Genomic DNA, 24,584 nt, shown 5'->3' with positions numbered 1-24,584 from the left:
CTCAGCACCCGCTGTCGGGGGTCGCGGCGCACCAGTCGCGGTACTCCTGGATCGCGGCCTCGTGCTCCGCCTCGTTCGTGGTGAACGTCAGGGCGCCGTTCCCGCCGGGGGCGTTCACGAAGTACAGCCAGTCGGTGTCGGCCGGGTGCAGAGCGGCATCGATCGCCGCGCGGCCGGGGTTCGAGATCGGGCCGATCGGCAACCCCTTGTGCACGTAGGTGTTCCACGGGTTGTCGTCGCTCAGCGCCTCGTCGCTCGACCAGAAGCTGCCGTGCTCGCCCGAGCCGTACTGCGCGGTGGAGTCCATGCCGAGCGCCATGTCGATCTCGAGCCGCTTGTAGATCACCTGAGAGATCTTCGAGAAGTCGTCGTCCCGGCCCTCGCGCTGCACGATCGAGGCGACGGTGAGCACGCGCTCGCGATCCGCCTCGGGCACGCCGAACTCGTCGAGCACCTGCACCTGGTGGCTCACCAGCAGGGCGATGATGTCGTGCGCCGTCATCTCGGGCTGGAACTCGTAGGTCGCCGGGAACAGCCAGCCCTCGAGCGACGGCACGCCCTCGCTGAGGCCGAACACCGTGGGGTCGACGGCGGCCGCGGCGAACTCCTCGTAGGGGATGCCGGATCCCTGCGAGAGCCGTTCGAGCGTGCCCTCGATCGTGAGCCCCTCCGGGATCGTTGCGCTCAGCTGCCGGAGGTTCGCCGGATCCTGCATGGCGTCGAGGGCGGCCTGCGAGCTCATCCGCTCGCGCAGGGTGTAGATGCCCGGCTGGAACTCGACCTGGGGCTGCTGCGCGAGCAGCAGTTCGGTGAACGCGTCCGAGGTCTTCACCACGCCGGCCTCCTCCAGCGAGGCGGAGATGTCGGATCCGATCTCGCCCGCGCGAACGGTGACCGAGACCTCGTCGCCCTGGTCGCTGTCGTCATAGTCGTTCGTGGTCCACCCCATGGCCAGCGAGACCTGCTCGCCGTAGTGCGACCAGAGGTAGGCTCCGGCGCCGGCGAGACCGCCGAGCAGCAGCAGGGCGACGAGCAGCGAGATGAGGACTCTCCGGCCGGTGCGGCGGGCGTCCTCGCGCGTGCGAGCGTTCATGTTCGAGTCTCCTCCTCGGGGGGCTCAGGGATTGCGACCGCGTGTCCGGGGGCCTCGCCGCGGGCGCGCTCGACGTCGAGCGCGTGCTGCAGGATCACCACCGCCGCGGCCTGGTCGATGATCGACCGGCTCTGCTTCGTCTTCTTGCCCGCCTGCCGCAGCTGGCCCTGCGCGGAGACGGTCGAGAGCCGCTCGTCGACGAGGCGCACTGGCACGCCGTCGCCGTCGAGCCTCGAGGCGAGGCGCTCGGCGAAGGCCGCGGCGTCGTCGGTCGAGGGGGTGCGCTCGCCCCGCAGGTTCAGCGGCAGGCCCACGATCACCTCGACCGCATCGAGGTCGGCCGCGACCCGCGCGATGCGCACGAGGTCGGCGTCGCCGCCGAGGTCGCGCGGCACCGTCTCGACCGGGGTGGCCAGCATGCCGTGGGGGTCGCTGCGGGCGACGCCGACGCGGGCCTTGCCCACGTCGACGCCGAGTCGCACGCCGATGCGCATCAGCCGCCCAGGTGTCGCCGGATCTCGGCGAGCGCGTCGTCGATCTTCGCGGGGTCGGTGCCGCCGCCCTGCGCGAGGTCGGGCTTGCCGCCGCCGCCGCCGCCGAGCACCTTCGCCCCGAGCTTCGCGAGGTCGCCCGCGCGCACGCCGCGATCGCGGGCGCCCTGGGTGGTCGCCGCGATGACGACGGGCTTGCCGCCGGCCTCCCCCGCGAGCGCTACGACGCCCGCCTCGGCGGCGAGCCGATCCCGCAGCTGCAGCACGAGCGCGCGAACGTCGTCGGCCGATCCGACCGAGCCGAGCGAGCCGAGCACCGCTCGCACGCCGTCGAGATCACGGGCGCCCGCAAGCAGCTCGGGCACGCGCTGGCCCAGCTTCTCGGCCTCGAGCGCGGCGACCTTCTTCTCGGCCGCCCGCAGCTGGGCGCCGAGATCCTGCACCTTCGTGACGAGCTCGGCCCGCGGCACCTTCAGCCCGCTGGTGAGCTGCTGCACGATGGCCCGCTCGGCGGCGAAGTTGCGGAACGCCTCGATGCCGACGAGAGACTCGACGCGGCGGTTCGTCGAGCCGACCGAGCTCTCCGAGACGAGACTGATCATGCCCACCTCGGCCGCACTCGACACGTGGGTGCCCGCGCAGAGCTCGCGCGACCACGGACCGCCGATATCGACGACGCGCACGCGGTCGCCGTACTTCTCGCCGAAGAGCGCCATCGCGCCCATCGCCTTCGCCTCGTCGAGGGACATCTCGCGGGTGACCACCTCGTAGTCGCTGCGGATCGCGAGGTTCGAGATCTCCTCGATCTCGCTCTTCGTCTCGGTCGAGAGGGCGTCGCTGTGGGTGAAGTCGAGCCGCAGGTAGCCGGCCTTGTTGTACGAGCCGGCCTGGTGGGCGTTCGGACCCAGCACGTCGCGCAGCGCGGCATGCACGATGTGGGTGCCCGAGTGGGCCTGCGTGGCGCCCCGGCGGTAGTCGGCGTCGACGCGGGTCTCGGCGCGCGCATCGAGACCGATGGTGCCGATCGTCACCTTGACGGTGTGCACGATCAGGCCCGGCACCGGCTTCTGCACGTCGAGCACCTCGGCTTCGAAGCCGTCGCCGATGATGATGCCCTGGTCGGAATCCTGCCCGCCCGACTCGGCCCACAGCGACGTCTCGGCCAGCACGATCTCGGCCAGCTGGCCCTCGCGCGCCTCGGGCGCCGGCGCGCCGTCGACGACGATGCCGAGCACGCGGCTCTCGTGGATCAGCTCGTCGTATCCGACGAAGGCGGTCTCGCCGAGTCCGCGCAGCTCCTTGTAGACCGAGAGGTCGGCCCGCTGACCCTTCTTCGCCTTGGCGTCGGCCTTCGCGCGGTCGCGCTGCTCCTGCATGAGCTCGACGAAGACCCCGCGGTCGACCTGCACCCCCGCCTCCTCGGCGATCTCGAGCGTGAGCTCGATCGGGAAACCGTGGGTGTCGTGCAGCAGGAACGCGGTGTCGCCGGGAACGTCGGCGCCGGCGCCCTTCGCGCTGTCGACGGCGGCGTCGAGGATCTGGATGCCCGAGGCGAGCGTGCGCAGGAAGGTCTTCTCCTCGGCGTAGGCCGCGCGCGAGATGAACTCGAAGTCGCGCTCGACCTCGGGATACGCGGCCTTCATCGCGTCGCGGGAGACGGGGAAGAGTTCGGCGAAGCTGGGCCCGTCGAAACCGAGCAGCCGCATCGAGAGGATCACCCGGCGCAGCAGGCGGCGCAGAATGTAGCCGCGGCCCTCGTTCGACGGCGTGACGCCGTCGGCGATGAGCATGAGGCCGCTGCGCACGTGGTCGGCGATGACGCGCAGTCGCACGTCGTCGGCGTGGTTCTCGCCGTAGGTCTTGCCGGCGAGCTCGGCCGCGCGATCGAGCACCGGCCGCACCTGGTCGATCTCGTACATGTTCTGCACGCCCTGCTTGATGAAGGCGACGCGCTCGAGCCCCATGCCCGTGTCGATGTTCTTGTTCGGCAGCTCGCCCACGATCGTGAAGTCGGTCTTCGACGTCACATCGGTGATCTGGTACTGCATGAACACCAGGTTCCAGATCTCGACGTAACGGTCGTCGTCGGTGGCGGGGCCGCCGTCGACGCCGTACTCGGGCCCGAGGTCGTAGAAGATCTCCGAGCACGGGCCGGCGGGGCCGGGCTGACCGGTCGACCAGTAGTTGGTGTCCTTGCCGAGCCGCTGGATGCGCTCGTCTGGCAGCGTCGAGAGCCGCTTCCACAGCGCGAGGGCCTCGTCGTCGTCTTCGTAGACGGTGACCCAGAGATCCTTCGGGTCGAAGCCGAGCCCGCCGTCCGCCTCGCTCGTGGTGAGCAGCTCCCAGGCGAAGCCGATCGCCTCCTCCTTGAAGTAGTCGCCGAAGGAGAAGTTGCCGCACATCTGGAAGAAGGTGCCGTGGCGCGGGGTACGGCCGACCTCTTCGATGTCGTTCGTGCGGATGCACTTCTGCACGCTCGTCGCGCGCGGGTAGGGCGCGGGAACGAGGCCGGAGAGGTAGGGCACGAACGGCACCATGCCCGCGACCGTGAACATGAGGCTGGGGTCGTCGCTGACGAGCGACGCCGAGGGCACGACGGTGTGCCCTCGCTTCTCGAAGAAGTCGAGCCAGCGGCGGTGGATTTCAGCGGTCTGCATCCGGTGGGGATCCTTCTGGTCGGTGTTCGTGGGGCTGGATCAGCGCTGCTCGCGCAGCTTGCGCAGCGCGGCCTCGACGTCGTCGAGCAGTTCGTCGGCCTCGGCCTCAGCCTCGCGGTAGCCGGTGACGAAGGCGCGGTTCAGCTCGTCGACGCCGCGGTTGACCCGGGCGAAGAAACGGCGCCCCTCGGGCGTCTGGTTGACGAAGTGCGCGGCGATGAACCCCAGCACCACTCCGCTCATGAGCCACAGCAGTTTGCGCATGTTTCCATTCCTCCTAGCGGCGTTCGACCGCGGCCGGTCGGCCGGGCGCGGGAAGCACCCCTCAAGCTTAGCGGTAGCCCCCGACGGAGGCTCTGCGACCCGTGGGAACGCCGAAGGGGCGCCGGATCTCTCCGACGCCCCTTCGGCGTGTGGTGCTCGGTGTTCAGCGGCCCGAGTAGTACTCGACCACGAGCTGAACCTCGCAGGTCACGGGGACCTCGGCGCGCTTCGGGCGACGCACGAGGCGGGCCTGGAGCTTGTCGAGCTCGACCTCGAGGTAACCGGGAACGTTCGGCAGCACCTCGGCGTGACCGCCGGCAGCGGCGACCTGGAAGGGCTCGAGGCCCTCGGAGCGCTCCTTGACGTGGATGAGCTGACCCGGCTTCACGCGGAAGGAGGGACGGTCGACGATCTTGCCGTCGACGAGGATGTGGCGGTGCACCACGAGCTGGCGGGCCTGCGCGGTGGTGCGGGCGAAGCCGGCGCGCAGCACGAGCGCGTCGAGGCGCATCTCGAGCAGCTCGACCAGGTTCTCACCGGTCAGGCCGTCCTGGCGACGGGCCTCCTTGAAGGCGATGACGAGCTGCTTCTCGCGGATGCCGTACTGGGCACGCAGACGCTGCTTCTCGCGCAGGCGGACGGCGTAGTCGCTGTCGCTCTTGCGCTTGGTGCGGCCGTGCTGACCGGGGCCGTAGGGGCGCTTCTCGAGGTAGCGCGCGGCCTTCGGCGTGAGGGCGATGCCGAGCGAGCGGCTCAGGCGAGTCTTGGAACGGGTACGCGACGTAGTCGACACGTGGGTCCTTTCGGGTTTCTGTGCGGGGTGCGGGCTCGGGATCGAGCCCTGTGTTCTCTCGGCCACGCTGCGCCCGCATTCACGAGCTCTCGCTCGCAATGCACGCGACGCAGCAAACCGTCTTCGGTGAGGGAACGACCAGTGCAGAAACCCGGCTACAGGGCGACTGCCACCTGCTCTCCGCGCGCAGCCGTGCGCGGCAGTGGTGTTGGCCAGCGACTAGCTTATCAGATCTCTCGGCGCGGTTCGCGGCACGAACTGCTCGTGAGCGGAGGATCAGCCGCCCCGCGTGATGCGGCGGATCTTCTCGAGGCGATCCGAGATCTCGCGCTCGTTGCCGTGCTGGGTCGGCGCGTAGTAGACGCGGTCGATCAGCTCGTCGGGAAGGTACTGCTGACGCGAGACGCCCCGCGGGTCGCTGTGGGGGTAGACGTAGCCCTTGCCGTGGCCGAGCCGTTTCGCCCCCGGGTAGTGGGCGTCGCGCAGGTGCTTCGGCACCAGGCCGAAGCGGCCGGCCTTCACATCTGCAATCGCCGAGTCGATCGCCGTGATGACCGCGTTCGACTTGGGCGCCGTGGCTATGTAGATGGTGGCCTCGGCGAGCGGGATGCGGGCCTCGGGCAGGCCGATGAGCTGGGTCGCCTCGGCCGCTGCGACCGCGATCGGCAGCGCCTGCGGGTCGGCGAGCCCCACGTCTTCGGCCGCGTGCACCATCAGTCGGCGCGCGATGAACCTGGGATCTTCGCCGGCCTCGATCATGCGTGCGAGATAGTGCACCGCGGCGTCGGGGTCGGAGCCGCGCAGCGACTTGATGAAGGCGCTGATGACGTCGTAGTGCTGGTCTCCGTTGCGGTCGTAGCGCAGCAGCGCGCGATCTACCGCTGCAGACACGATCTCGGGCGTCAGCCGCGGGCGGGCGGGCTTCTCGGCTCCCGATCCCGCTGCTCCTGCTGCGCCCTCCCCCGCACGCGCCCCGCTCGCCGAATCAGCCTCGGCACCCGCGTCCGCCACGGCATCTGCGTCTGCCCAGGCATCCTCGCCCGCATCGGCAGCTGCGGAGGCGTCGCCTTCGCCGGCGTCCGACTCCCCCTCCTCGCCGGCACGGGCCGGATGCCCGTCCGCCCCCGCCTGCTCCTCATGCTGCACCGCCCCGCCGCCGGCGAGGGCCGAGGCGGCGGAGGCCTCGAGCGCGGTGAGCGCCCGCCTGGCGTCGCCCGAGGCGAGCTGCACGAGCGCATCGAGGGCCTCGTCGTCGGCGTCGACCGCCCCGCCGAGCCCGCGGGGATCGGCGATCGCCCGCTCGAGCAGGCGACGCAGATCGGCGTCGTCGAGCGGTTCGAGGGTGAGCAGCAGCGAACGCGAGAGCAGCGGACTGATCACCGAGAACGAGGGGTTCTCGGTCGTGGCCGCCACGAGCGTCACCCAGCCGTTCTCGACGCCGGGCAGCAGCGCGTCCTGCTGGGCCTTCGTGAAGCGGTGGATCTCGTCGAGGAAGAGCACGGTCGCGATGCCGTAGAGGTCGCGGTCGTTCAGCGCCCGCTCCATGACCGTACGCACGTCTTTGATACCGGCGGTGACCGCCGAGAGCTCGACGAAGCGGCGGCCGCTCGAGTGCGCGATCGCCTGCGCCAGGGTGGTTTTGCCCGTGCCGGGCGGCCCCCAGAGGATGACCGACACCGCGCCGCCGCCGCCCTCTGAGTCGGAGGCGAGGGTGCGCAGCGGCGATCCCGGGCGCAGCAGATGCTGCTGCCCCACCACCTCGTCGAGCGAGCGGGGCCGCATGCGCACCGCGAGCGGCGCCGTGTGCGAGGGAGCGGCGTTCGTTTCCACGTGGCCATGCTACCCAGCGCCTCTGACATTCGCGCCCGAGTCGAGCCCCGACGAGCCGGGCAAATCCGGCTGTGGCATAGTGGAGGGGTCTATTCCGTTATGGTCGGCGACCCCGGCCCCACACGACAGGTGAGCAGAACCTTGAGCGAAGCGACCAACGAAACGCCCTGGGGCCGAGTCGACGACGACCGCACCGTCTACGTTCGCGAGGGTGACGGCGAACGTGTGGTCGGCTCGTTCCCCGACGGCACGCCCGAAGAGGCCCTGGCCTACTTCACCCGCAAGTACGCCGACCTCGAAGGGCAGATCGTGCTGCTCGAGGCCCGCATCGCCCGCGGCACCGCCGATGTCTCCGCGGCCGACACCGTCGCGAAGCTGCGCGAGCAGCTCGTCGAGCCCGCCGCCGTCGGCGACATCGCCGCCCTCCGCGCGCGCGTCGAGAAGCTCGGCGAGAAGACCGCAGAGCTCGGTGAGAAGCAGCAGGCCGAGCGCGAGGCCGCCCGACAGGAGGCCGTCGCCAAGCGGGAGGCCATCGTCGCCGAGGCCGAGCGTCTCGCCGCCCAGCCCGAGTCCTCGATTCGCTGGAAGGACACGAGCCACGCCTTCGAGCAGCTCTTCACCGACTGGCAGACCGCCCAGCGCAGCGGGCCCCAGATCCCGAAGCCGCAGGCCGACGCCCTCTGGAAGCGCTTCCGCACCGCGCGGCAGACGTTCGACTCGGCGCGCCGCTCGCACTTCGCCCAGATGGACGCCAACAACAAAGAGGTGAAGCAGCGCAAGGAGCGCATCATCTCTGCAGCCGAGGCGCTCGCGCCGAAGGGCGTCGAGGGCATTCCGGCCTACCGCGCCCTGCTCGACGACTGGAAGGCGGCGGGCCGCGCGAGCCGCAAGCTCGACGATCAGCTCTGGGCCCGGTTCAAGGCGGCCGGCGACGTGCTCTACGAGGCGAAGGCTGCCGAGGCCGCTCAGACCAACGAGGAGTACACGGCGAACCTCACCGCCAAGCAGTCCCTGCTCGACGAGGCCGCCCCCATCCTCGAGCAGCGCGACCACGGCGCCGCGCGCAAGGCGCTCACCGAGGTGCAGCTGCGCTGGGACGAGATCGGCCGCGTTCCCCGTGAGGCGCTGCGCGACATCGAGTCGCGTCTCCGCAAGATCGAGGATCACGTGAAGGGCCTCGAAGAGGAGCACTGGCGCAAGACCAACCCCGAGACGAAGGCCCGCAGCGAGGGCCTGCGCGGTCAGCTCGAGGCCTCGATCGCCGAGCTCACCGCGGAGGTCGAGGCGGCCCGCGAGGCGGGCGACGCGAAGGCCGTGGCCTCGGCCGAGGAGAAGCTCGCCACGCAGCAGTCGTGGCTCGCCGCGATCGGCGACTGAGCACCTCGACCGGAGTTCGCTCACAACGGGAGCCCAGGGCTCCGATCCGAGCGAGTTATCCACATTCAACGCCGGGGCCTGGTCTTTCCAGGCTCCGGCGTCGAGCATTGAGGCATGACCGCTTCCGCGCCTCCCCTGCTCCCCCGCTTCGACCGCTGGCCCCCGGCGGTGCGCTCGGCCGAGCGACTGCGCGGCAGCCTCGTGGGCTGCGGGCCCGGTGTGCGCGGAGCGGGCTGGCCCGACACCCCGCGGGTACGCGCCACGGCCCTCGGCCCCTGGCTCACCCCGGATCGGGTCGCTGTGCGGCTGACGGCCGCCTGGGTGTGGGGCGCCTGTCGCGATCCGGGGCGCCCGCTCGAGTTTTCGACGCTCGGCGGACGTCGCCCACCGCTACGGCGCCGCGGCCCCGATCTCGCCCTGCACCAGTTCGTCTACCCCGACGAGGCGCTGCACGTCTTCGATCCCGGCCTGCGCGTCACCGGGCCCGCCCAGACCGTCTGCGACCTGCTGCGCACGCCCGGCGCCTTCGAACCGCGGCGCCGAGTGGCGGTGCGGCTGCTGCTCCCGCTCGTCGCCGGAGGCGCCGATGAGATCCGCGCGAGACTCGTGAACGGGCGGGCGCAGTACCGCTGCGTCGCGCTCGGGCGCCTCGACGCGGTGTGAAGGGCCGCCGTCAGTTGGTGATGCGGTAGACGTCGTAGACGCCGTCGATGCGGCGCACGGCGTTGAGCACGTGATTGAGGTGGGTGGAGTTCGCCATCTCGAACACGAACTTGCTGATCGCCAGACGCGACGTGGAGGTGTTCACCGAGGCCGAGAGGATGTTGACGTGGTGCTCCGAGAGCGAGCGGGTGATGTCCGAGAGCAGACCCGCGCGATCGAGCGCCTCGATCTGGATCTGCACCAGGAACACGCTCTTCGTCGACGGAGCCCACTCGACCTCGACCACCCGATCCTGCTGCTCGCGCAGGTTCTGGAAGTTGTGACAGTCCACGCGGTGCACCGATACGCCGTCCGCCTTCGTCACGAAGCCCATCACCTCGTCGCCAGGAACGGGCGTGCAGCACTTGGCCAGCTTCGCCAGCACGCCCGAGGCGCCCTTCACCACGATGCCGCTCGAATCGGCCACCTTGCTCGCGCGGGGCGCCTCGATGATGGGCAGCGTCGCGAGGGCGGGTTCTGTCGAGGTCTGCTCGTCGAACAGCAGCGCGGTGACCTTCTCGACCACCGATTGGGCCGACACGTGCCCTGCTCCCACCGCGGCATAGAGGGCGGTCACGTCGGCGTACCGCAGCTGCAGCGCGACCTGCTGCAGGCCGTCGGAGTTCATCACCTGGTGCAGCGGCAGCCCCTGCTTGCGCAGGGCCTTGGTGATCTCGACTTTGCCGCTCTCGGCGTCCTCCTCCCGGCGCTCCTTCGTGAACCACTGACGGATCTTGTTCTGCGCCCGCTTGCTCTTCACGAAGTCGAGCCACGACTTGTTCGGGCCGGCGTTCGGATCCTTCGACGTGAACACCTCGACGACGTCGCCGTTCTGCAGCGGTGTCTCGAGCGACACGAGGCGGCCGTTCACCCGCGCGCCCATCGTACGGTGCCCGACCTCCGTGTGCACGGCGTAGGCGAAGTCGACCGGGGTACCGCCGGCGGGCAGCCCGATGACGCGCCCCTTCGGGGTGAAGACGTAGACCTCCTTGGCGCCGATCTCGAACCGCAGCGCGTCGAGGAACTCGCTGGGATCTTCGGTCTCGGCCTGCCAATCGGAGATGTGCGCGAGCCAGGCCATGTCGCTCGAGCCCGGCGCCTGCTGCCCCTGCTGGCGTTGCTTGTACTTCCAGTGCGCGGCCACGCCGTACTCGGCGCGCTGGTGCATCTCGACCGTGCGGATCTGGATCTCCACCGCCCGGCCGTCGGGGCCGATCACGGTGGTGTGGAGCGACTGGTACAGGTTGAACTTCGGCGTCGCGATGTAGTCCTTGAAGCGGCCCGGGATCGGCGTCCATCGCGCGTGCACGGCTCCGAGCACCGCGTAGCAGTCTCGGATCGAGTTCACGAGCACGCGGATGCCGACGAGGTCGTAGATGTCGTCGAAATCTCGGCCGCGCACCACCATCTTCTGATAGATCGAATAGAGTTCCTTGGGCCGGCCCGTCACCTCGCCGCGGATCTTCGCCTCGCGCAGATCGTTGTCGATCGAGCTGATCACGCGGCCGACGAGCTCGTCGCGCTGCGGGTTGCGCTGCGTCACGAGGTTCTCGATCTCGGCGTAGAGCTTCGGCTTCAACACCGCGAACGAGAGGTCCTCGAGCTCGGCCTTCAGCGACTGGATGCCCAGCCTGTGGGCGAGCGGCGCGTAGATCTCGATGGTCTCCTGCGCCTTGCGCTTGGCGGAGTCGCCCGGCACGAAGCCCCAGGTGCGCGCGTTGTGCAGGCGATCCGCCAGCTTGATCACGAGCACGCGGATGTCCTTCGACATCGCGACGACCATCTTGCGCACCGTCTCGGCCTGCGCGGAGTCGCCGTACTTGACCTTGTCGAGCTTGGTCACGCCGTCGACGAGCATGGCGATCTCATCGCCGAACTCCTCGGTCAGCTGCTCGAGCGTGTACTCGGTGTCTTCGACGGTGTCGTGCAGCAGCGCCGCGGCGATCGCCACGGGGGCCACCCCCAGCTCGGCGAGGATCTGGGCCACCGCGATGGGGTGGGTGATGTAGGGCTCGCCGCTGCGCCGCTTCTGCCCCCGGTGAGCGCGCTCGGCCACGGTGTAGGCGCGTTCGATCACGGAGAGATCGGCGCGAGGATAGTTGCCGCGCACCGTGCGCACCAGCTGGTCGACGGCGCCGGGAGAGGTGCCGCGGGAGAAGATCCGGGGCACCAGCCGACGCAGCGCCGTCGCGCCGCTCTGCTGCGTTACGTCGTTCGTGACCACCTCAGACCTCCCTCGAATGTTTGAACGTTACACCACGAGAGGTCATTCCCACGAACCAGCCGCTAGGCGCCGATCGGAGCTCCGTTCTGCTCGTCGGCGTCGCTGGTCGCGGGCTTGCGGGAGCGCAGGGCCTTCTCGTCGTGACGCTTGATCCCGGGCTCCCCCGCGCGCAGGTGCGCGTAGGCCGGTGCCGCGATGAAGATGGTCGAGTAGGCGCCCACCAGGATGCCGATGAACAGCGCCAGCGAGATGTCGCGCAGTGTGCCCGCCCCCAGCACGAACGCCCCGATGAAGAGGATCGACGCGACCGGCAGCAGGGCGACCACCGAGGTGTTGATCGAGCGCACGAGCGTCTGGTTGACGCCGAGGTTGACCGACTCCGCGAAGGTGCGGCGGTCGTTGAGCTCGCCCGGAGAGGTGTTCTCGCGGATCTTGTCGAAGACCACGACGGTGTCGTAGAGCGAATAGCCGAGGATCGTGAGGAAGCCGATCATGGCCGCCGGCGTGATCTCGAAGCCGGAGATGCCGTAGATGCCCGCCGTGATCACGAGGTCGTGCAGCAGCGCGATGATGGCCGCGAGCGACATCTTCCAGGTGCGGAAGTAGATCGCCATGACGAGGGCCGCGAAGAGCAGGAAGACGAAGAGGGCGATGACCGCTTGTCGGGTGATGTCTTGGCCCCAGGCCGGGCCGATGTACGAGTACGTCACCTCGTCCTCGCCGACCCCGTAGGCCTCGGCGAGCGCCGTCGTCACCGCGCGGTTCTCGTTCTCGTCGAGCGCCTCGGTCTGCACGCGGATGTCGGTGGGGCCGAGCTGGGTCACGCGGGGCGCCGCCGAGGGCAGCACGTCGGCGACGGCCTCCTCGGCGAGCGCCGGATCGCGGTCGCCCTGCTCCGAGAGGTGCACCTGGAACTGGCTGCCGCCCGTGAACTCGATGCCGAAGCTGAATCCGCCGCGGGCGAGAGGCCCGAGCACCGAGAGCACGATGAGCACGATCGAGATCACGTACCAGATCTTGCGCTTGCCGACGAAGTCGATCGACTTCTCGCCGGTGTAGAGAGCGTTGCCGAATTCGGCGAATGAGCGAGCCATGCTTAGCTCTCCTTTCCGGTGTTGGCGGTCTCGAGCGAGATGCCCTGCTCCGCCGCCTTGCGCTCAGCGATGGTCTGCCGGCGCTCGGCCTCCTTCTGGCTGCGCGCGTTCTTCTTGCCCGCGCCCTTGGCGGCGATGACAGGCTCGCGGAACTGGGCGCGGCCTCGGTACACAGCGCTGAGGCGCTGGGGATCGAGACCCGACGCGGGGTGGCCCGAGCGGTAGAAGCGGGTGCGGGCCAGCAGCGTCATCATCGGGTGCGTGAAGAGCGCGACCACGAGCACGTCGACGAGCGTCGTGAGGCCGAGCGTGAACGCGAAGCCCTTCACGTTGCCGACCGCGAGGATGAAGAGGATCACCGCGGCGAGCAGGTTGACGCCGTCCGAGGCGAGCACCGTACGGAAGGCCCGCTTCCAGCCGTGCTCCACCGCGCTCTCGATGCTGAACCCGTCGCGCAGCGCGTCGCGGATGCGCTCGAAGTAGACGATGAAGGAGTCGGCGGTGAAGCCGACCGCGACGATGATGCCCGCGACGCCCGCGAGCGAGAGCCGGTAGCCCTGCCTCCACGAGAAGAAGGTGAGCAGCAGGTAGGTGAGCACCGCGGCGATCGCGAGGGACGCGATGGTGAGCGAACCGAGGGCCCGGTACTGGAAGATGGAGTAGACGACCACGAGCAGCAGGCCGATCAGACCGGCGAGCAGACCCGCCTGCAGCTGGTTCGTGCCGAGCGTCGCCGAGATGTCCTCCTGGCTCTGCACGGTGAAGTCCATCGGCAGTGCGCCGAACTTGAGCTGATCGGCGAGCGCCTGCGAGGACTCCTGCGTGAAGCTGCCGCTGATCGAGGGGCGTCCGTCGAGGATCTGGCCGTTCATGGTGGGAGCCGAGAGCACGCTGCCGTCGAGCACGAAGGCGAAGCGGTTCTGAGGCTCGGCAGCACCGTAGAGGCGCGTGCTGATCTTGCCGAAGGTATCGGCGCCCTGGCTGTTCATGGTGATCTGCACGACCCACTCGCCGGTCGTCGCACCGGTGTTGGTGGTGCCCATCTGCGCGACCGCGTCGGTGATGACATCGCCGCTCAGCTCGACCGGGCCGAGGATGAACTTCTCCATGCCCGCGTCGTCGCAGGTGATGAGGGGTCGGTCGGCCGCCGCTTCGCGGGTGTCGAGCGCGGCCTCGGAGTCGCAGCTGAACGCGTCGAACTGCTGCTGCAGCGCGGGGGTGATCCAGGCCATGTCGCCGGCTTCGGTGGGCAGCGGATCGGGATCCACGTCGCCCGCGTCGGCAGCGGCGTCGTCGGCCGTCTCGGCGTCGTCAGCCTGCTCGTCGGTCGCGGTCGTCTCGGACGACTGCTCATCGGCGGCAGCGGCATCCGACGAGTCCTCCGCGTCGGCCGTCTCGCCCTCGGGGGTCGCCGCCGCGTCGTCGCCCTCGGCCTGCTGCTGCAGCTGCTCGAGGTCGACACCCATGCCCGTGGCGAGCACCGGGCGGAAGTCGAGCTTCGCCGAGGCCTCGATGCGCTGCAGCGTGGCCTCGTCGGCCTTGCCGGGGATCGACACCGAGATGTGCTGGCCGCCCTGCGTGGTGATCTCGGCCTCGGAGACGCCGGCGGCGTCGACGCGCTGGCGGATGATCGAGACGGCCTGCTGCAGCTGCTCGCCGCTGACCGCCTGGCCGTCCGTCTGCTCGGCTGCGAGCAGGATCTGCGTGCCGCCCTGCAGGTCGAGTGCGAGCTTGGGCGTCCATGTCGCATCGCTGCGGAACACCCCGTAGGTGATGAGGCCCGCAAGGCCGACGATGAGGACCAGGAGGAATACGAGGGAGCGACGAGCCCTCCGCACCGCGGGTGTGGACGCCAAGACTTACTGCTTTCTCTATGGGTGAAGTGGAAGGTGCCGCGGTTCCCCTCCCGCGGCGCGCGGATCAGGCCTTGGGAGCCTGCCCGTCGGTCTGGTCGTCGGCGTCGGGGCGCTCGGTCTCGGTCGAGTCGGCGCTGCCCTCGGCGGCGTCGGCACCGGTGGCGGGCTCGCCGGGAACGCCCTTGGCGAGGCGCTCGCCGAACTCGGGATCGTCGTCGGGGGCGAAGGAACCGGCGATCGGCTCGTCGGCGTCGGTGCTCTCGACCGGGGTGACGACCTGCGAGATGGCGTTGCGGTGCACGACCAGCGTGCTGGTGCCGCTGCGCACGACGGCGCGATTCTCTTCCTCGTCGATCGACTCGATGGTGCCGAAGATGCCCGACTGCAGCATCACCTCGGCGCCGGGGCGCAGGCCGTTCTGCAGCTCCTGCATCGCCTGCTGACGCTTCTTGCCGTTGCGGAACATGAAGAAGATCAGAACTGCGATGAGTCCGAACATGAGAATGCTGATCGGGTCGAGAGCCACGAGAGTCCTTTCGATGGGCGGTCCGGAAATGGAGCCGCGAGGCACAGATTTCATAAGCCTACCGTGCTTCGGCTGGAAAACCCGACGAACGGAAGGCCTCATCCGACGAAGCCGTACGGCTGGCTCTCAGGGAGCGGGCAGCGGCCCGGCGCCTCAGATGAGCGTGGGCGCGCCGTTCGGAGCGCCGGGCGGCGCGACGCCCACGTGCTCCCAGCCCAGCCGTGTCGCCACCCTGCCGCGAGGGGTGCGGGTCAGCAGACCGGTGCGCACGAGGAAGGGCTCGACGACCGCCTCGATCGTCTCGGCTTCCTCGCCCACCGAGACCGCGAGCGTCGAGAGGCCCACCGGCCCTCCCGAGAACCGTTCGACCACCGCGCGCAGCACCTCGCGGTCGAGACGGTCGAGGCCGTGCTGGTCGACGTCGTAGAGGGCGAGTGCCGCCTGCACGCTGGCGGTGTCGCCGGGCGTCTCGTGCACGAGGCTGTAGTCGCGCACTCGGCGCAGCAGCCGGTTGGCGATACGAGGGGTGCCCCGGGACCGCCGGGCGATCTCGTCGACGCCCTGCTCCGACAGCGCGAAGCCGAGCAGGCCTGCCGCGCGGCGGACCACACTCGCGAGCTCGTCGTCGGAGTAGAACTCGAGATGCGCGGTGAAACCGAAACGGTCGCGCAGCGGATTGGGCAGCAGACCCGCCCGAGTGGTCGCGCCCACGAGCGTGAAGGGGGCGAGTTCGAGCGGCACCGACGTCGCGCCGGCGCCCTTGCCCACCATGATGTCGACCTTGAAGTCCTCCATCGCGAGGTAGAGCATCTCCTCGGCGCTGCGCGCCATGCGGTGGATCTCGTCGACGAACAGCACCTCTCCCGGCGTGAGGGCGGAGAGCACGGCTGCGAGGTCGCCGGCGTGCTGGATCGCGGGGCCGGACGTCTGGTGGAGCGGCTTGTCGAGTTCGGAGGCCACGATCATCGAGAGCGTGGTCTTGCCCAGTCCGGGCGGGCCCGCGAGCAGGATGTGGTCGGGGGTGTGCTGCCGCATGGTCGCGGCGTCGAGCAGCAGCCCGAGCTGGCGGCGCACCTTCGACTGGCCGACGAACTCCGAGAGCGTCGACGGGCGCAGCGCGCCCTCGTACCCCTGCTCGGACGGCGACGCCTGAGGCGAGAGCTCCCCCGTCATCGGCGTGCTCCGGCTCCGCCGCGAGCGGCCTGCAGCAGTGCGAGCGCGGCCCGCAGCAGACCCGCATGGTCGTCGGGGGCTCCGGCGTCGCGGGCGTCCTGCACGGCCTGGCGGGCATCCGATTCGGACCAGCCGAGGCCGACCAGGCCCTCGCTGACTGCGTCGGCGGCGCGCTGCACCGGGTCGCCGGGGGCCGTGTCGGGAGCGCCCGCATCGGCGAAGGCCGACTCGGGAAGCTTGCCCGCGAGCGAGACGACGATCAGCTTCGCCGTCTTGGGGCCGATGCCCGAGACCTTGCGGAACGGTTTCTCGTCCTCCGCGGCCACGGCGCGGGCGATCTCGGCGGGGCTCAACGACGAGAGCACTCCGAGCGCGCTGCGCGGTCCCACGCCCGAGACGGCGATGAGGTGACCGAACACGTCGAGTTCGTCCTGCGTGGCGAAGCCGAACAGGGTCAGCGAGTCCTCGCGCACCACGAGCGAGGTGTGCAGCGAGACCTCGTCGCCGACGACGGCCTGGGACACGCGCCCGCTGGGCACCTCCACGCGCATGCCGATCCCGCCGACACCCACGACGACCCAACCGGCGCCGGACGCGAGCACGGGCCCGCTTATCGAAGCAATCACGCACCCAGCCTAGAGTGCGCATCGGACGGAGGTGCTCGCGCCACACCGATCATTCGAATATATCTACGAACGACCGATGCATGCCGGCATGGCGCCTCGGCGGCGGTCTCACCGACTGCACCGGTGCGGGCCTCGCGCTCCCGCGAGGTCCGCACCGCACCGCTCTACGCGCCGTGGGCCGCCGCCGTGCGGGACACGCCGGCGGCGGCACCTTCCGCGTTCCGGCTGCGCACCGCCCGGTTCACAGCCGAGACGATCGCCTTGAGCGTCGCGCGCGTGGTATCGGGGTCGACGCCCACGCCCCACAGCCGCTGGCCGTCGACCTCGAGATCGACGTAGGCGGCGGCGACGGCATCGCCGCCCGAGCTCATCGCGTGCTCGACGTAGTCGAACAGCGTCACGGCGTGGCCGTTCTCGTTGATGCCCGTGATGAAGGCGTCGACCGGGCCGTTGCCGCGGGCGGTGAGCTGATGCTCCCCCTCGCCGTCGCGGTAGTCGACGGTGAGCTCGGTCACCCCGTCGCCCGCGCTCGTCGACGCGGTCCGGAACAGCTCGTAGCGGCCCCAGCGCTCGAACGACGAGTCGGTCGTGGGCAGGTACTCGTCCTGGAAGATGCGCCAGATCTCGTCGCTCGAGACCTCGCCGCCCTCGCTGTCGGTGAGCCCCTGCACCACCGCGCTGAACTCGATCTGCAGCCGGCGCGGCAGGTCGAGGTTGTGGTCGGTCTTCAGCAGGTAGGCGACGCCGCCCTTGCCCGACTGGGAATTGACCCGGATGACCGCCTCGTAGGAGCGCCCCAGATCCTTCGGGTCGACGGGCAGGTAGGGCACGGCCCATTCGATGTCGTCGATCGCCGTGCCCGCGGCCTCGGCGTCCTGCGCCATGCGCTCGAAGCCCTTCTTGATGGCGTCCTGATGCGAACCCGAGAACGCCGTGTAGACGAGGTCGCCGGCCCACGGGCTGCGCTCGGGCACCCGCAGCTGGTTGCAGTACTCGGCGGTGCGACGCACCTCGTCGAGGCGGGAGAAGTCGATCTGGGGGTCGATGCCCTGGGTGAACAGGTTGATGCCGAGGGCGACGAGGTCGACGTTGCCCGTGCGCTCCCCGTTGCCGAAGAGGCACCCCTCGATGCGATCCGCACCCGCCATGTAGCCGAGCTCGGCCGCCGCGATGGCCGTGCCGCGGTCGTTGTGAGGGTGCAGCGAGAGGATGACGTTCTCGCGGTGGTTCAGGTGGCGGCTCATCCACTCGATCGAGTCGGCGTAGACGTTCGGGGTCGCCATCTCGACCGTGGCGGGCAGATTGATGATGACCTTGCGATCGGGCGCGGGCTCGAAGATCTCGAGCACGTCGTTGCACACCTCGACCGCGTACTCGAGCTCGGTGCCGGTGTACGACTCGGGCGAGTACTCGTAGTAGATGTCGGTGCCCGCGCAGATCGACTCGCTCGCCCGGCAGAGCTTCGCGCCCTCGGTGGCGATCTTCTTGATGCCCTCGCGGTCGGAGCGGAACACCACGTCGCGCTGCAGGATGCTCGTGGAGTTATAGAGGTGCACGATGGCCTGCTTGGCGCCGACGAGCGACTCGTAGGTGCGCTTGATCAGGTGCTCGCGCGCCTGGGTGAGCACCTGGATGGTGACGTCGCCGGGGATCGCGTCGTCTTCGATGAGCTGCCGCACGAAATCGAAGTCGGTCTGACTGGCCGAGGGGAACCCGACCTCGATCTCCTTGTAGCCCATCTTGACGAGCAGGTCGAACATGATGCGCTTGCGCTCGGGGCTCATGGGATCGATGAGCGCCTGATTGCCGTCGCGCAGGTCGACGGCGCACCAGCGGGGGCCTCGGTGATGCGCTTCGCGGGCCACGTGCGGTCCGGCAGGTCGACCGCGATGATCTCGTGGAACGGGCGGTAGCGATGGACCGGCATGCCGGAGGGCTTCTGCGTGTTCTTCATGGGCTCGTACTCTCTCGTCTCAATAACTCTTGCTCAGCCAAACACGAACACCGCGACGAGGGAGGCCTGGGACTAGGACTCGTCGCGGCAGCTAAGGAGAAGCGAGCCGAACAGCATGCAGCCATTATACCACCGCCGCGTGGGCCGCTCGCTCGCCCGCAGCGCCTCGCCGAGCCGCCGGGCTCGCCGCCGCGTCGGCATCCGGCGGGGCGCGTCGAGGCAGAACCTCATAGGGTGGAACGCATGAGGACGATGCGCGGAAAGCTGTTCGGGATCGCGATCGCGGTGCTCGGGATCACGGCGGGGCTGTTCGGGATCGGGCCGGTCGCGCTCGCCGGATCCGCGCCGCCCGCGCACGCGAGCGTCGACGATTTCAGCTACGACGGCTGGCGGGTGGAGTACCGGATCGACACCGACGACGAGGGGCGCGCGATCGCGCGCGTCACGGAGACGCTGACGGCCCGCTTCCCCGACTTCGATCAGAACCGGGGTCTCGTGCGCGGCCTCCCGATCGACTACGAGGGCTCGTCGACGGACCCCCGCGACTTCTCGGTGACGGACGCCGCCGGGGAGCCGGTGCCCTTCGACGTGGAGCGCGACGACGGTTTCGTCGCGGTGCTCACGGGCGACGACCGCTACGTGCACGGCGTGCAGACGTACGTGATCGAGTACACCCTCAGCGACGTGGTGCTCGCCCGCGACGACGGAAAGGCCGACGAGTTCTACTGGGATCTCACGGACTTCGAGCACCGGCAGCCGATCAACGGCTTCTCGGCGCAGATCTCCTTCTCCCCCGAGCTCGCCGAGCACCTGAACGGCGCCGCGAGGTGCTACTCGGGCGCGGCGCACTCCACGCAGGAGTGCGCGATCAGCGAGGCCGGGGGCGAGTTCTCGGTCTCGGTCGCCGCACTCGATCCGCGCGAGGGCGTCACCGTCGCGATCGGGCTGGAGCCCGGCAGCGTCGCGCAGCCCCCGGCGCGCCTGCCGAACTTCGCCCTCGACACGCTGCCCTTCGCGAGCGGCGCCGCCGCGCTCGGAGTCGGCGTCGCCGGGCTGGTGTCGGTCCTGTCGCTGCGCCGCAAGCATCGCACGGCGCGCGGCACCATCGTCGCGCAGTACGACGTGCCGAACTACCTGCCCCCGCTCGTCGCGGCTCCGATCGTCGGCTCGACCTCGAACCCGGCGTCGGCGCAGCTCGTGCACCTCGCGGTGAACGGCACGCTCCGCATCGAGGACGGCGTCGCCGAGCAGGGCCTCTTCGGGCCGAAGCAGCCGCAGCCGGTGCTGCGGCTGGTCGACCCCGGGCGCGCGGTCGACCCCGTCGACCGCGAGGCGATGCTGCAGCTCTTCCCCCAGGCCGCTCCGGGTGCGGCGTTCACGATCCCGAAGCAGAGCGAGTCGTTCGCGTCGAAGATGCGCAAGCTGCAGTCGAGCGGGGTCGAGCAGGCCCGGAGTCGCGGTTACTTCCAGCGGCTGCACAGCCCGGCCGCGCGCGCTCGGCATCGTCGGCATCGTCGTCTCTGCGGGGCTGCTCGTGCTCTCGCTCGTCGGCATCGCCCAGCGCGGCAGCGTCGCGGGGCTCGTCGGCCTCGTCGCGGGCGGAATCGCGCTCGTGCTGTCGATCATCGCCGTGTGCCCCCAGCGCGTGCATACGCCGGCCGGGGCCGAGACCCGCGAGTACCTCGAGGGCGTGCGCGAGTTCATCAGGGTCGCCGAGGCGGATCGCATTCGGATGCTGCAGTCGTACTCCGGGGCGGAGCGACAGCAGGACGGCTCGGTCGACGTGATCCACCTCTACGAGAAGCTGCTGCCCTACGCGATGCTGTTCGGGCTCGAGAAGCAGTGGACGCGCACCCTCGCGGTGCGCTACGAGCAGAGTCCCGGCTACGTGCCGTACTGGTACCCGGCGGTCGCCATGCACGGCCTGGGCGCGTTCGACAGCACGATCTCGCAGTTCACGAGTTCGCTGAACTCGTCGGTGAGCTACACGTCGAGCAGTTCGGGAGGTTCGAGCGGGGGCGGCTTCAGCGGAGGCGGCGGGGGAGGCGGGTTCAGCGGCGGCCGGTAGCCCGCGGAGCGAAGCGAGGGGCGGTGCGCGGAGACGGCCTGGAATCGTAGGATCCCAGGCCGTCTCGGCTTCGACGCGGAGCGCAGTGGGCTTACGCTCGACGCTCGGAGTACTGGGCGCTGCCGAAGCCGATGATGAGGTAGCCGATCGCCGACAGCAGCCACAGCAGGAAGAAGGAGAAGACGCCGCCCTTGCCGAAACGCTCACCCAGGCGCAGCGCGACGAGGATGCCGAAGACGATGTTCACGATCGGGATCAGGTAGAGCAGCGCCGACCACGCCGAGTATCCCGCCACCTTGACGAGAATGAAGACGTTGACGATCGGGATGATCGCGAGGATGCCCGGGTACCCGGCCTTCGAGAACACCCGCCACAGCGCGATAGCGACGATGACGTACCAGATGATGGCGAAGACGCCGTACTCCTGGGTGAGCGCGGTGATCTGAGCCTGATCGGTGATGGATTCAGTGAGGTGCATACTCCAGACAATACTGGATACCGGTCAGAAACCGAGCCTTCCGAGCGCCTTCGGATCCCGCTGCCACTCCTTGAGCACCTTCACGCGCAGCGAGAGGTAGACTCGGCGCCCGAGCAGCGCTTCGATCTCGCGGCGGGCGCGCTCTCCCACGTCGCGCAGCCGCGATCCGCCCTTGCCGATCACGATGCCCTTCTGGCTGTCGCGCTCGACGTAGATGGAGGCGTAGATCTCGATCAGGCCGGGTTCGCCGTCCGATCCCTCGCGCTCCTCGCGGTCATCGACCGTCGCGGCGAGCGAGTGCGGCAGCTCCTCGCGGGCGCCCTCGAGCGCGGCCTCGCGGATCAGTTCCGCGATGCGGTCGTCCTCACCCTCGTCGGTGGTGGTCGCGCTCTCGTAGAGCGGAGGCGAATCCGGCATCAGACCGAGCAGCACGTCGCTCAGCACGTCGAGCTGGTCGCGCGTGACCGACGAGATCGGCACCACCGCGTCCCACTCCCGCAGGGATCCGAGCCGGGTCAGTTGGTCGATGATCTCGCCCTTCGACGCCTCGTCGACCTTCGTGAGAATGGCCACCTTCCTGGCGCGCGGGAAGTCGTCGAGCCGCTCGTTGATGAAGCGGTCGCCCGGGCCGAGCTTCTCGTTCGCGGGCACGCAGAAGCCGATCACGTCGACGTCGCCGAGGGTCGCCTCGACGAGCGCGTTCAGCCGCTCCCCGAGCAGCGTGCGCGGGCGGTGGATGCCCGGGGTGTCGACGATGATGAGCTGCCCGTCGGGGCGGTGCACGATGCCGCGGATGGCGCGTCGCGTCGTCTGCGGTTTCGGGCTGGTGATGGCGATCTTCTCCCCGACGAGCGCGTTGGTGAGGGTCGACTTGCCCACGTTCGGCCGCCCCACGAACGAGACGAAGCCCGCGCGGAATCCGGCTCCCTCGCGCGCGGCCGCGTCGGCCCGCGCGCCGCCCTGCTCGGCGTGTTCTGAGCGCTGCTCGCTCATTCGTCTTCCTCTTCCTCTTCGGGCCCGACCCACCGGGCCACCACGGTCAGCAGGCGCTGCCGCTTGCGCTCGGTGTCGGCCGCGGTGAGCTCGATGCCGTCCACGGTGACGGTGTCGCCCGTCTCGGGCAGGCGGCCGAGATGCTTGGCCACGAGCCCGCTCACCGTGTCGACGTCTTCGTCATCGAGTTCGAGGCCGAACAGCTCGCCGAGGTCGTCGACCGAGAGGCGCGCGCTCACGAGGAACGATCCGTCCTCGCGCTCGGCGACCTCGGGCACTTCGCGGTCGTGCTTGTCGGCGATGTCTCCGAGCAACTCCTCGATCAGGTCTTCGAGGGTCACGAGACCCGAGATTCCGCCGTACTCGTCGACGACGAGCGCGAGATGGTTCGACTCGCGCTGCATCTGCCGCAGCAGCTTGTCGGCGGGCTGCAGCTCCGGAACGAACATGGCCGGCTTCATGATGCGGGTGACCCGCTCGGTCTCGGCCTCGTCGGGGCGACGCAGCACGAAGCCGCTCGCATCGCGCAGGTAGGCGATGCCCGCCACGTCGTCGGGTCCGCCGGTGACGACGGGCATGCGCGAGTGCCGGGAGGTCAGCAGGGCCTCGAGCGCCTCGCGCACCGACTGCGTCGCGTCGACCGTGATCATGTCGGTGCGCGGCACCATGAGCTCGCGTACGAGGGTGTCGCGGAACTCGACCACGGAGTGGATCACGTCTCGATCGTCGTCCTCGAGCAGATCCTGCTCGGCGGCCCGATCCACGATCGAGAGCAGCTGCTCCTCGTCGCGCACCCGGCCGCGGCCGAGCGCGACGAGCCCGCCGATGCGCTTCGCGGTGGCCGAGAGCCTGCGCGGCAGCGGCACGGAGCCGGTGGGAGGGTCGACGCTCACTTGCGGCCCCGTTCGCGCATCGCGAAGGAGAGCAGCAGGTCGCGCTGCAGGCCGAACATCTCGGCCTCCTCGTCGGGGGCGGCGTGGTCGAAGCCGAGCAGGTGCAGCATGCCGTGCGTGAGCAGCACCGACATCTCCTGCTCGAGGTCGTGCCCCGCGGCCTCGGCCTGCACCTCGGCCACCTGCGGGCAGATCACCACGTCGCCGAGCAGGCCGGCGGGGGTGCGCGCGTCGACCCGTCCCGGGCGCAGCTCGTCCATGGGGAAGCTCAGCACGTCGGTGGGGCCGGGCTCGTCCATCCACTGCACGTGCAACTGCTCGATCGCCGCCTCGTCGACCATCACCACGCCGAGCTCGGTGTCGGGGTGCACGTGCAGCGACTCGAGCACGAAGGCGGCGAGCCGCTGCAGTCGCGACTCGTCGACTTCGACGCCCGACTCGTTGTTGATCTCGACGCTCACTCGGCGTCTCCCTTCTGCCTGTTCTGGTCGTAGGCCGAGTAGGCGTCGACGATGCGGCTCACCAGGTTGTGGCGCACGATGTCGTCGGAGCCGAGCTCGGCGAAGTGGATGTCGTCGACCCCGCGCAGGATGCGGTTCACCACGCGCAGGCCGCTCGCCGCGATCGGCAGGTCGATCTGGGTGATGTCGCCCGTGACCACCATCTTCGATCCGTAGCCGAGGCGGGTGAGGAACATCTTCATCTGCTCGGGCGTCGTGTTCTGCGCCTCGTCGAGGATCACGAACGATTCGTTGAGGGTGCGCCCGCGCATGTAGGCGAGCGGTGCGACCTCGATGGTGCCGCTCGCGAGCAGCTTGGGCACGACCTCGGGGTCCATCATCGAACCGACAGCGTCGAACAGGGGGCGCAGGTAGGGGTCGATCTTGTCCTCGAGCGTGCCTGGCAGGTAGCCCAGCCGCTCGCCGGCCTCGACGGCGGGGCGCGTGAGGATGATCTTCGCGATCTCGCGCCGCTGCAGGGCCTGCACGGCCTTCGCCATCGCGAGATAGGTCTTGCCCGTACCGGCGGGGCCGATGCCGAAGACGATGGTGTGGTCGTCGATGGCGTCGACGTAGGCCCGCTGCCCGCGGGTCTGGGGCCTCACGGCGTGGCCGCGCACCGTGAGGATCGGTTCGCTGAGCACCTGCGCCGCGGTGGGACCGTTGCCCTCGTGCACCATTCGGGTGACCTCTTTCACATCGTGGCGCGAGACGGCGCCGCTGAGCTTCGCGATCTGCAGGATCTCCTCGACCACCTGCTCCGCCGTGCGCACGGCTGAGGCGGGGCCCCGCATGGTGAGCACCTGATCGCGGGCATGGAACGAGACGAGCGGATGCTGCGCCTCGAGGTCGGCGATGAGCTGGTCGCGGTGGCCGAGGAAGGACGCCAGGTCGACGCCCGCCAGCAGCACCGTGCGCTGCAGCTCGGGTTCGGAACCCGCCTGCGGGGCTTCGCCTTCGCCCGTCGATCGCGCGTCAGTCGAGTTCACGGA

The 24,584-nt window shown here is 69.7% G+C and carries 20 protein-coding genes and 2 pseudogenes; 4 read left to right on the top strand and 18 right to left on the bottom strand.

All coding sequences use genetic code 11. The annotated features are described in order from the left end of the window. Nucleotide 1 precedes the first annotated feature (1 nt). The 6 genes from mltG to Leucomu_RS07250 all read right to left on the bottom strand — a co-directional run bounded on the left by mltG (nt 2) and on the right by Leucomu_RS07250 (nt 7,080). The gene (gene mltG / locus Leucomu_RS07275; protein WP_128386806.1) at nt 2–1,093 is read right to left on the bottom strand and encodes an endolytic transglycosylase MltG; all 1,092 of its coding nucleotides are present in this window, start codon (nt 1,091–1,093) and stop codon (nt 2–4) included. Beyond that, on the bottom strand, nt 1,090–1,587 hold the full coding sequence (ruvX, locus tag Leucomu_RS07270) for a Holliday junction resolvase RuvX (protein ID WP_128386805.1): 498 nt from the start codon (nt 1,585–1,587) through the stop codon (nt 1,090–1,092). Before ruvX ends, mltG begins: the two co-directional genes overlap by 4 nt. Continuing rightward, nucleotides 1,587–4,241: an alanine--tRNA ligase gene (gene alaS, locus Leucomu_RS07265; RefSeq protein ID WP_128386804.1), complete on the bottom strand. Its 2,655-nt coding sequence runs from the start codon at nt 4,239–4,241 to the stop codon at nt 1,587–1,589. Before alaS ends, ruvX begins: the two co-directional genes overlap by 1 nt. Nucleotides 4,242–4,280: 39 nt before the next feature. After that, nucleotides 4,281–4,505 (bottom strand): hypothetical protein, encoded by a 225-nt coding sequence (locus Leucomu_RS07260; protein ID WP_017885077.1) that lies wholly within the window; start codon nt 4,503–4,505, stop codon nt 4,281–4,283. 163 nt (nt 4,506–4,668) lie between these two features. Next, nucleotides 4,669–5,298 (bottom strand): 30S ribosomal protein S4, encoded by a 630-nt coding sequence (gene rpsD / locus Leucomu_RS07255; RefSeq protein ID WP_017885076.1) that lies wholly within the window; start codon nt 5,296–5,298, stop codon nt 4,669–4,671. Nucleotides 5,299–5,574: 276 nt separating this feature from the next. Then, nucleotides 5,575–7,080, bottom strand: coding sequence for a replication-associated recombination protein A (locus Leucomu_RS07250; protein WP_051066245.1), 1,506 nt, complete (start codon nt 7,078–7,080; stop codon nt 5,575–5,577). A 147-nt stretch (nt 7,081–7,227) separates the two neighbouring features. On the opposite strand from Leucomu_RS07250, the gene Leucomu_RS07245 reads away from it, so the two are divergent. Together Leucomu_RS07245 and Leucomu_RS07240 are read left to right on the top strand one after the other, a co-directional pair. Then, nucleotides 7,228–8,505: a DUF349 domain-containing protein gene (locus Leucomu_RS07245; RefSeq protein WP_128386803.1), complete on the top strand. Its 1,278-nt coding sequence runs from the start codon at nt 7,228–7,230 to the stop codon at nt 8,503–8,505. A gap of 114 nt (nt 8,506–8,619) precedes the next feature. Next, nucleotides 8,620–9,168: a hypothetical protein gene (locus tag Leucomu_RS07240; RefSeq protein ID WP_128386802.1), complete on the top strand. Its 549-nt coding sequence runs from the start codon at nt 8,620–8,622 to the stop codon at nt 9,166–9,168. A gap of 10 nt (nt 9,169–9,178) precedes the next feature. Here Leucomu_RS07240 and Leucomu_RS07235 read toward each other — a convergent pair whose 3' ends face one another. The 7 genes and pseudogenes from Leucomu_RS07235 to leuA all read right to left on the bottom strand — a co-directional run bounded on the left by Leucomu_RS07235 (nt 9,179) and on the right by leuA (nt 18,660). Beyond that, nucleotides 9,179–11,431 (bottom strand): RelA/SpoT family protein, encoded by a 2,253-nt coding sequence (locus Leucomu_RS07235; protein ID WP_128386801.1) that lies wholly within the window; start codon nt 11,429–11,431, stop codon nt 9,179–9,181. Between the two features lie 62 nt (nt 11,432–11,493). Further along, nucleotides 11,494–12,525, bottom strand: a complete 1,032-nt coding sequence (gene secF, locus Leucomu_RS07230; protein WP_017885071.1) for a protein translocase subunit SecF — start codon at nt 12,523–12,525, stop codon at nt 11,494–11,496. A gap of 2 nt (nt 12,526–12,527) precedes the next feature. Further along, nucleotides 12,528–14,381, bottom strand: a complete 1,854-nt coding sequence (secD, locus tag Leucomu_RS07225) for a protein translocase subunit SecD (RefSeq protein WP_228407342.1) — start codon at nt 14,379–14,381, stop codon at nt 12,528–12,530. A 64-nt stretch (nt 14,382–14,445) separates the two neighbouring features. Then, nucleotides 14,446–14,907, bottom strand: a complete 462-nt coding sequence (gene yajC, locus Leucomu_RS07220; RefSeq protein WP_017885069.1) for a preprotein translocase subunit YajC — start codon at nt 14,905–14,907, stop codon at nt 14,446–14,448. A 153-nt stretch (nt 14,908–15,060) separates the two neighbouring features. Continuing rightward, the gene (gene ruvB / locus Leucomu_RS07215; RefSeq protein ID WP_128386799.1) at nt 15,061–16,080 is read right to left on the bottom strand and encodes a Holliday junction branch migration DNA helicase RuvB; all 1,020 of its coding nucleotides are present in this window, start codon (nt 16,078–16,080) and stop codon (nt 15,061–15,063) included. Further along, the gene (ruvA, locus tag Leucomu_RS07210) at nt 16,077–16,706 is read right to left on the bottom strand and encodes a Holliday junction branch migration protein RuvA (RefSeq protein ID WP_128386798.1); all 630 of its coding nucleotides are present in this window, start codon (nt 16,704–16,706) and stop codon (nt 16,077–16,079) included. The genes ruvB and ruvA overlap by 4 nt, the downstream gene beginning before the upstream one ends. Before the next feature lie 164 nt (nt 16,707–16,870). Next, a pseudogene (gene leuA / locus Leucomu_RS07205) lies at nt 16,871–18,660 on the bottom strand (2-isopropylmalate synthase). Between leuA and Leucomu_RS15835 the strand changes: the two are divergent. Next, nucleotides 18,622–19,542, top strand: a pseudogene (locus tag Leucomu_RS15835) (DUF2207 domain-containing protein); the annotation flags it as partial. The pseudogenes leuA and Leucomu_RS15835 sit on opposite strands and share 39 nt — an antisense overlap. A gap of 652 nt (nt 19,543–20,194) precedes the next feature. Beyond that, nucleotides 20,195–20,728: a DUF2207 family protein gene (locus Leucomu_RS15700; RefSeq protein ID WP_267128454.1), complete on the top strand. Its 534-nt coding sequence runs from the start codon at nt 20,195–20,197 to the stop codon at nt 20,726–20,728. A gap of 91 nt (nt 20,729–20,819) precedes the next feature. Here Leucomu_RS15700 and Leucomu_RS07195 read toward each other — a convergent pair whose 3' ends face one another. From Leucomu_RS07195 to Leucomu_RS07175, 5 genes are read right to left on the bottom strand one after another with little or no spacing between them, the layout of a single operon-like run. Further along, entirely contained in the window at nt 20,820–21,206 is a 387-nt protein-coding gene (locus Leucomu_RS07195) for a DUF5684 domain-containing protein (protein WP_017885064.1), read from the bottom strand. Nucleotides 21,207–21,230: 24 nt separating this feature from the next. Continuing rightward, nucleotides 21,231–22,199 carry a GTPase Era gene (gene era, locus Leucomu_RS07190; protein ID WP_017885063.1) on the bottom strand — a complete coding sequence of 323 codons (969 nt, stop codon included), beginning with the start codon at nt 22,197–22,199 and terminating at the stop codon, nt 21,231–21,233. After that, the gene (locus tag Leucomu_RS07185) at nt 22,196–23,092 is read right to left on the bottom strand and encodes a hemolysin family protein (RefSeq protein WP_128386797.1); all 897 of its coding nucleotides are present in this window, start codon (nt 23,090–23,092) and stop codon (nt 22,196–22,198) included. The genes era and Leucomu_RS07185 overlap by 4 nt, the downstream gene beginning before the upstream one ends. After that, entirely contained in the window at nt 23,089–23,553 is a 465-nt protein-coding gene (ybeY, locus tag Leucomu_RS07180) for an rRNA maturation RNase YbeY (RefSeq protein ID WP_017885061.1), read from the bottom strand. Before ybeY ends, Leucomu_RS07185 begins: the two co-directional genes overlap by 4 nt. Next, the gene (locus Leucomu_RS07175) at nt 23,550–24,581 is read right to left on the bottom strand and encodes a PhoH family protein (protein WP_128386796.1); all 1,032 of its coding nucleotides are present in this window, start codon (nt 24,579–24,581) and stop codon (nt 23,550–23,552) included. The genes ybeY and Leucomu_RS07175 overlap by 4 nt, the downstream gene beginning before the upstream one ends. Nucleotides 24,582–24,584 lie beyond the last annotated feature (3 nt).

The organism is Leucobacter muris (assembly GCF_004028235.1).
In the GTDB taxonomy this organism is placed as follows: domain Bacteria; phylum Actinomycetota; class Actinomycetes; order Actinomycetales; family Microbacteriaceae; genus Leucobacter; species Leucobacter muris.
This window is presented reverse-complemented; position numbering and strand designations above follow the sequence as displayed.

Bases quoted from the DNA above. Each gene is read 5' to 3' on its own strand.
- mltG (WP_128386806.1), bottom strand. From the start codon at position 1,093: ATGAACGCTCGCACGCGCGAGGACGCCCGCCGCACCGGCCGGAGAGTC.
- ruvX (WP_128386805.1), bottom strand. From the start codon at position 1,587: ATGCGCATCGGCGTGCGACTCGGCGTCGACGTGGGCAAGGCCCGCGTC.
- alaS (WP_128386804.1), bottom strand. From the start codon at position 4,241: ATGCAGACCGCTGAAATCCACCGCCGCTGGCTCGACTTCTTCGAGAAG.
- Leucomu_RS07260 (WP_017885077.1), bottom strand. From the start codon at position 4,505: ATGCGCAAACTGCTGTGGCTCATGAGCGGAGTGGTGCTGGGGTTCATC.
- Leucomu_RS07250 (WP_051066245.1), bottom strand. From the start codon at position 7,080: ATGCGGCCCCGCTCGCTCGACGAGGTGGTGGGGCAGCAGCATCTGCTG.
- Leucomu_RS07245 (WP_128386803.1), top strand. From the start codon at position 7,228: ATGGTCGGCGACCCCGGCCCCACACGACAGGTGAGCAGAACCTTGAGC.
- Leucomu_RS07240 (WP_128386802.1), top strand. From the start codon at position 8,620: ATGACCGCTTCCGCGCCTCCCCTGCTCCCCCGCTTCGACCGCTGGCCC.
- secF (WP_017885071.1), bottom strand. From the start codon at position 12,525: ATGGCTCGCTCATTCGCCGAATTCGGCAACGCTCTCTACACCGGCGAG.
- ruvB (WP_128386799.1), bottom strand. From the start codon at position 16,080: ATGACGGGGGAGCTCTCGCCTCAGGCGTCGCCGTCCGAGCAGGGGTAC.
- Leucomu_RS07195 (WP_017885064.1), bottom strand. From the start codon at position 21,206: ATGCACCTCACTGAATCCATCACCGATCAGGCTCAGATCACCGCGCTC.
- era (WP_017885063.1), bottom strand. From the start codon at position 22,199: ATGAGCGAGCAGCGCTCAGAACACGCCGAGCAGGGCGGCGCGCGGGCC.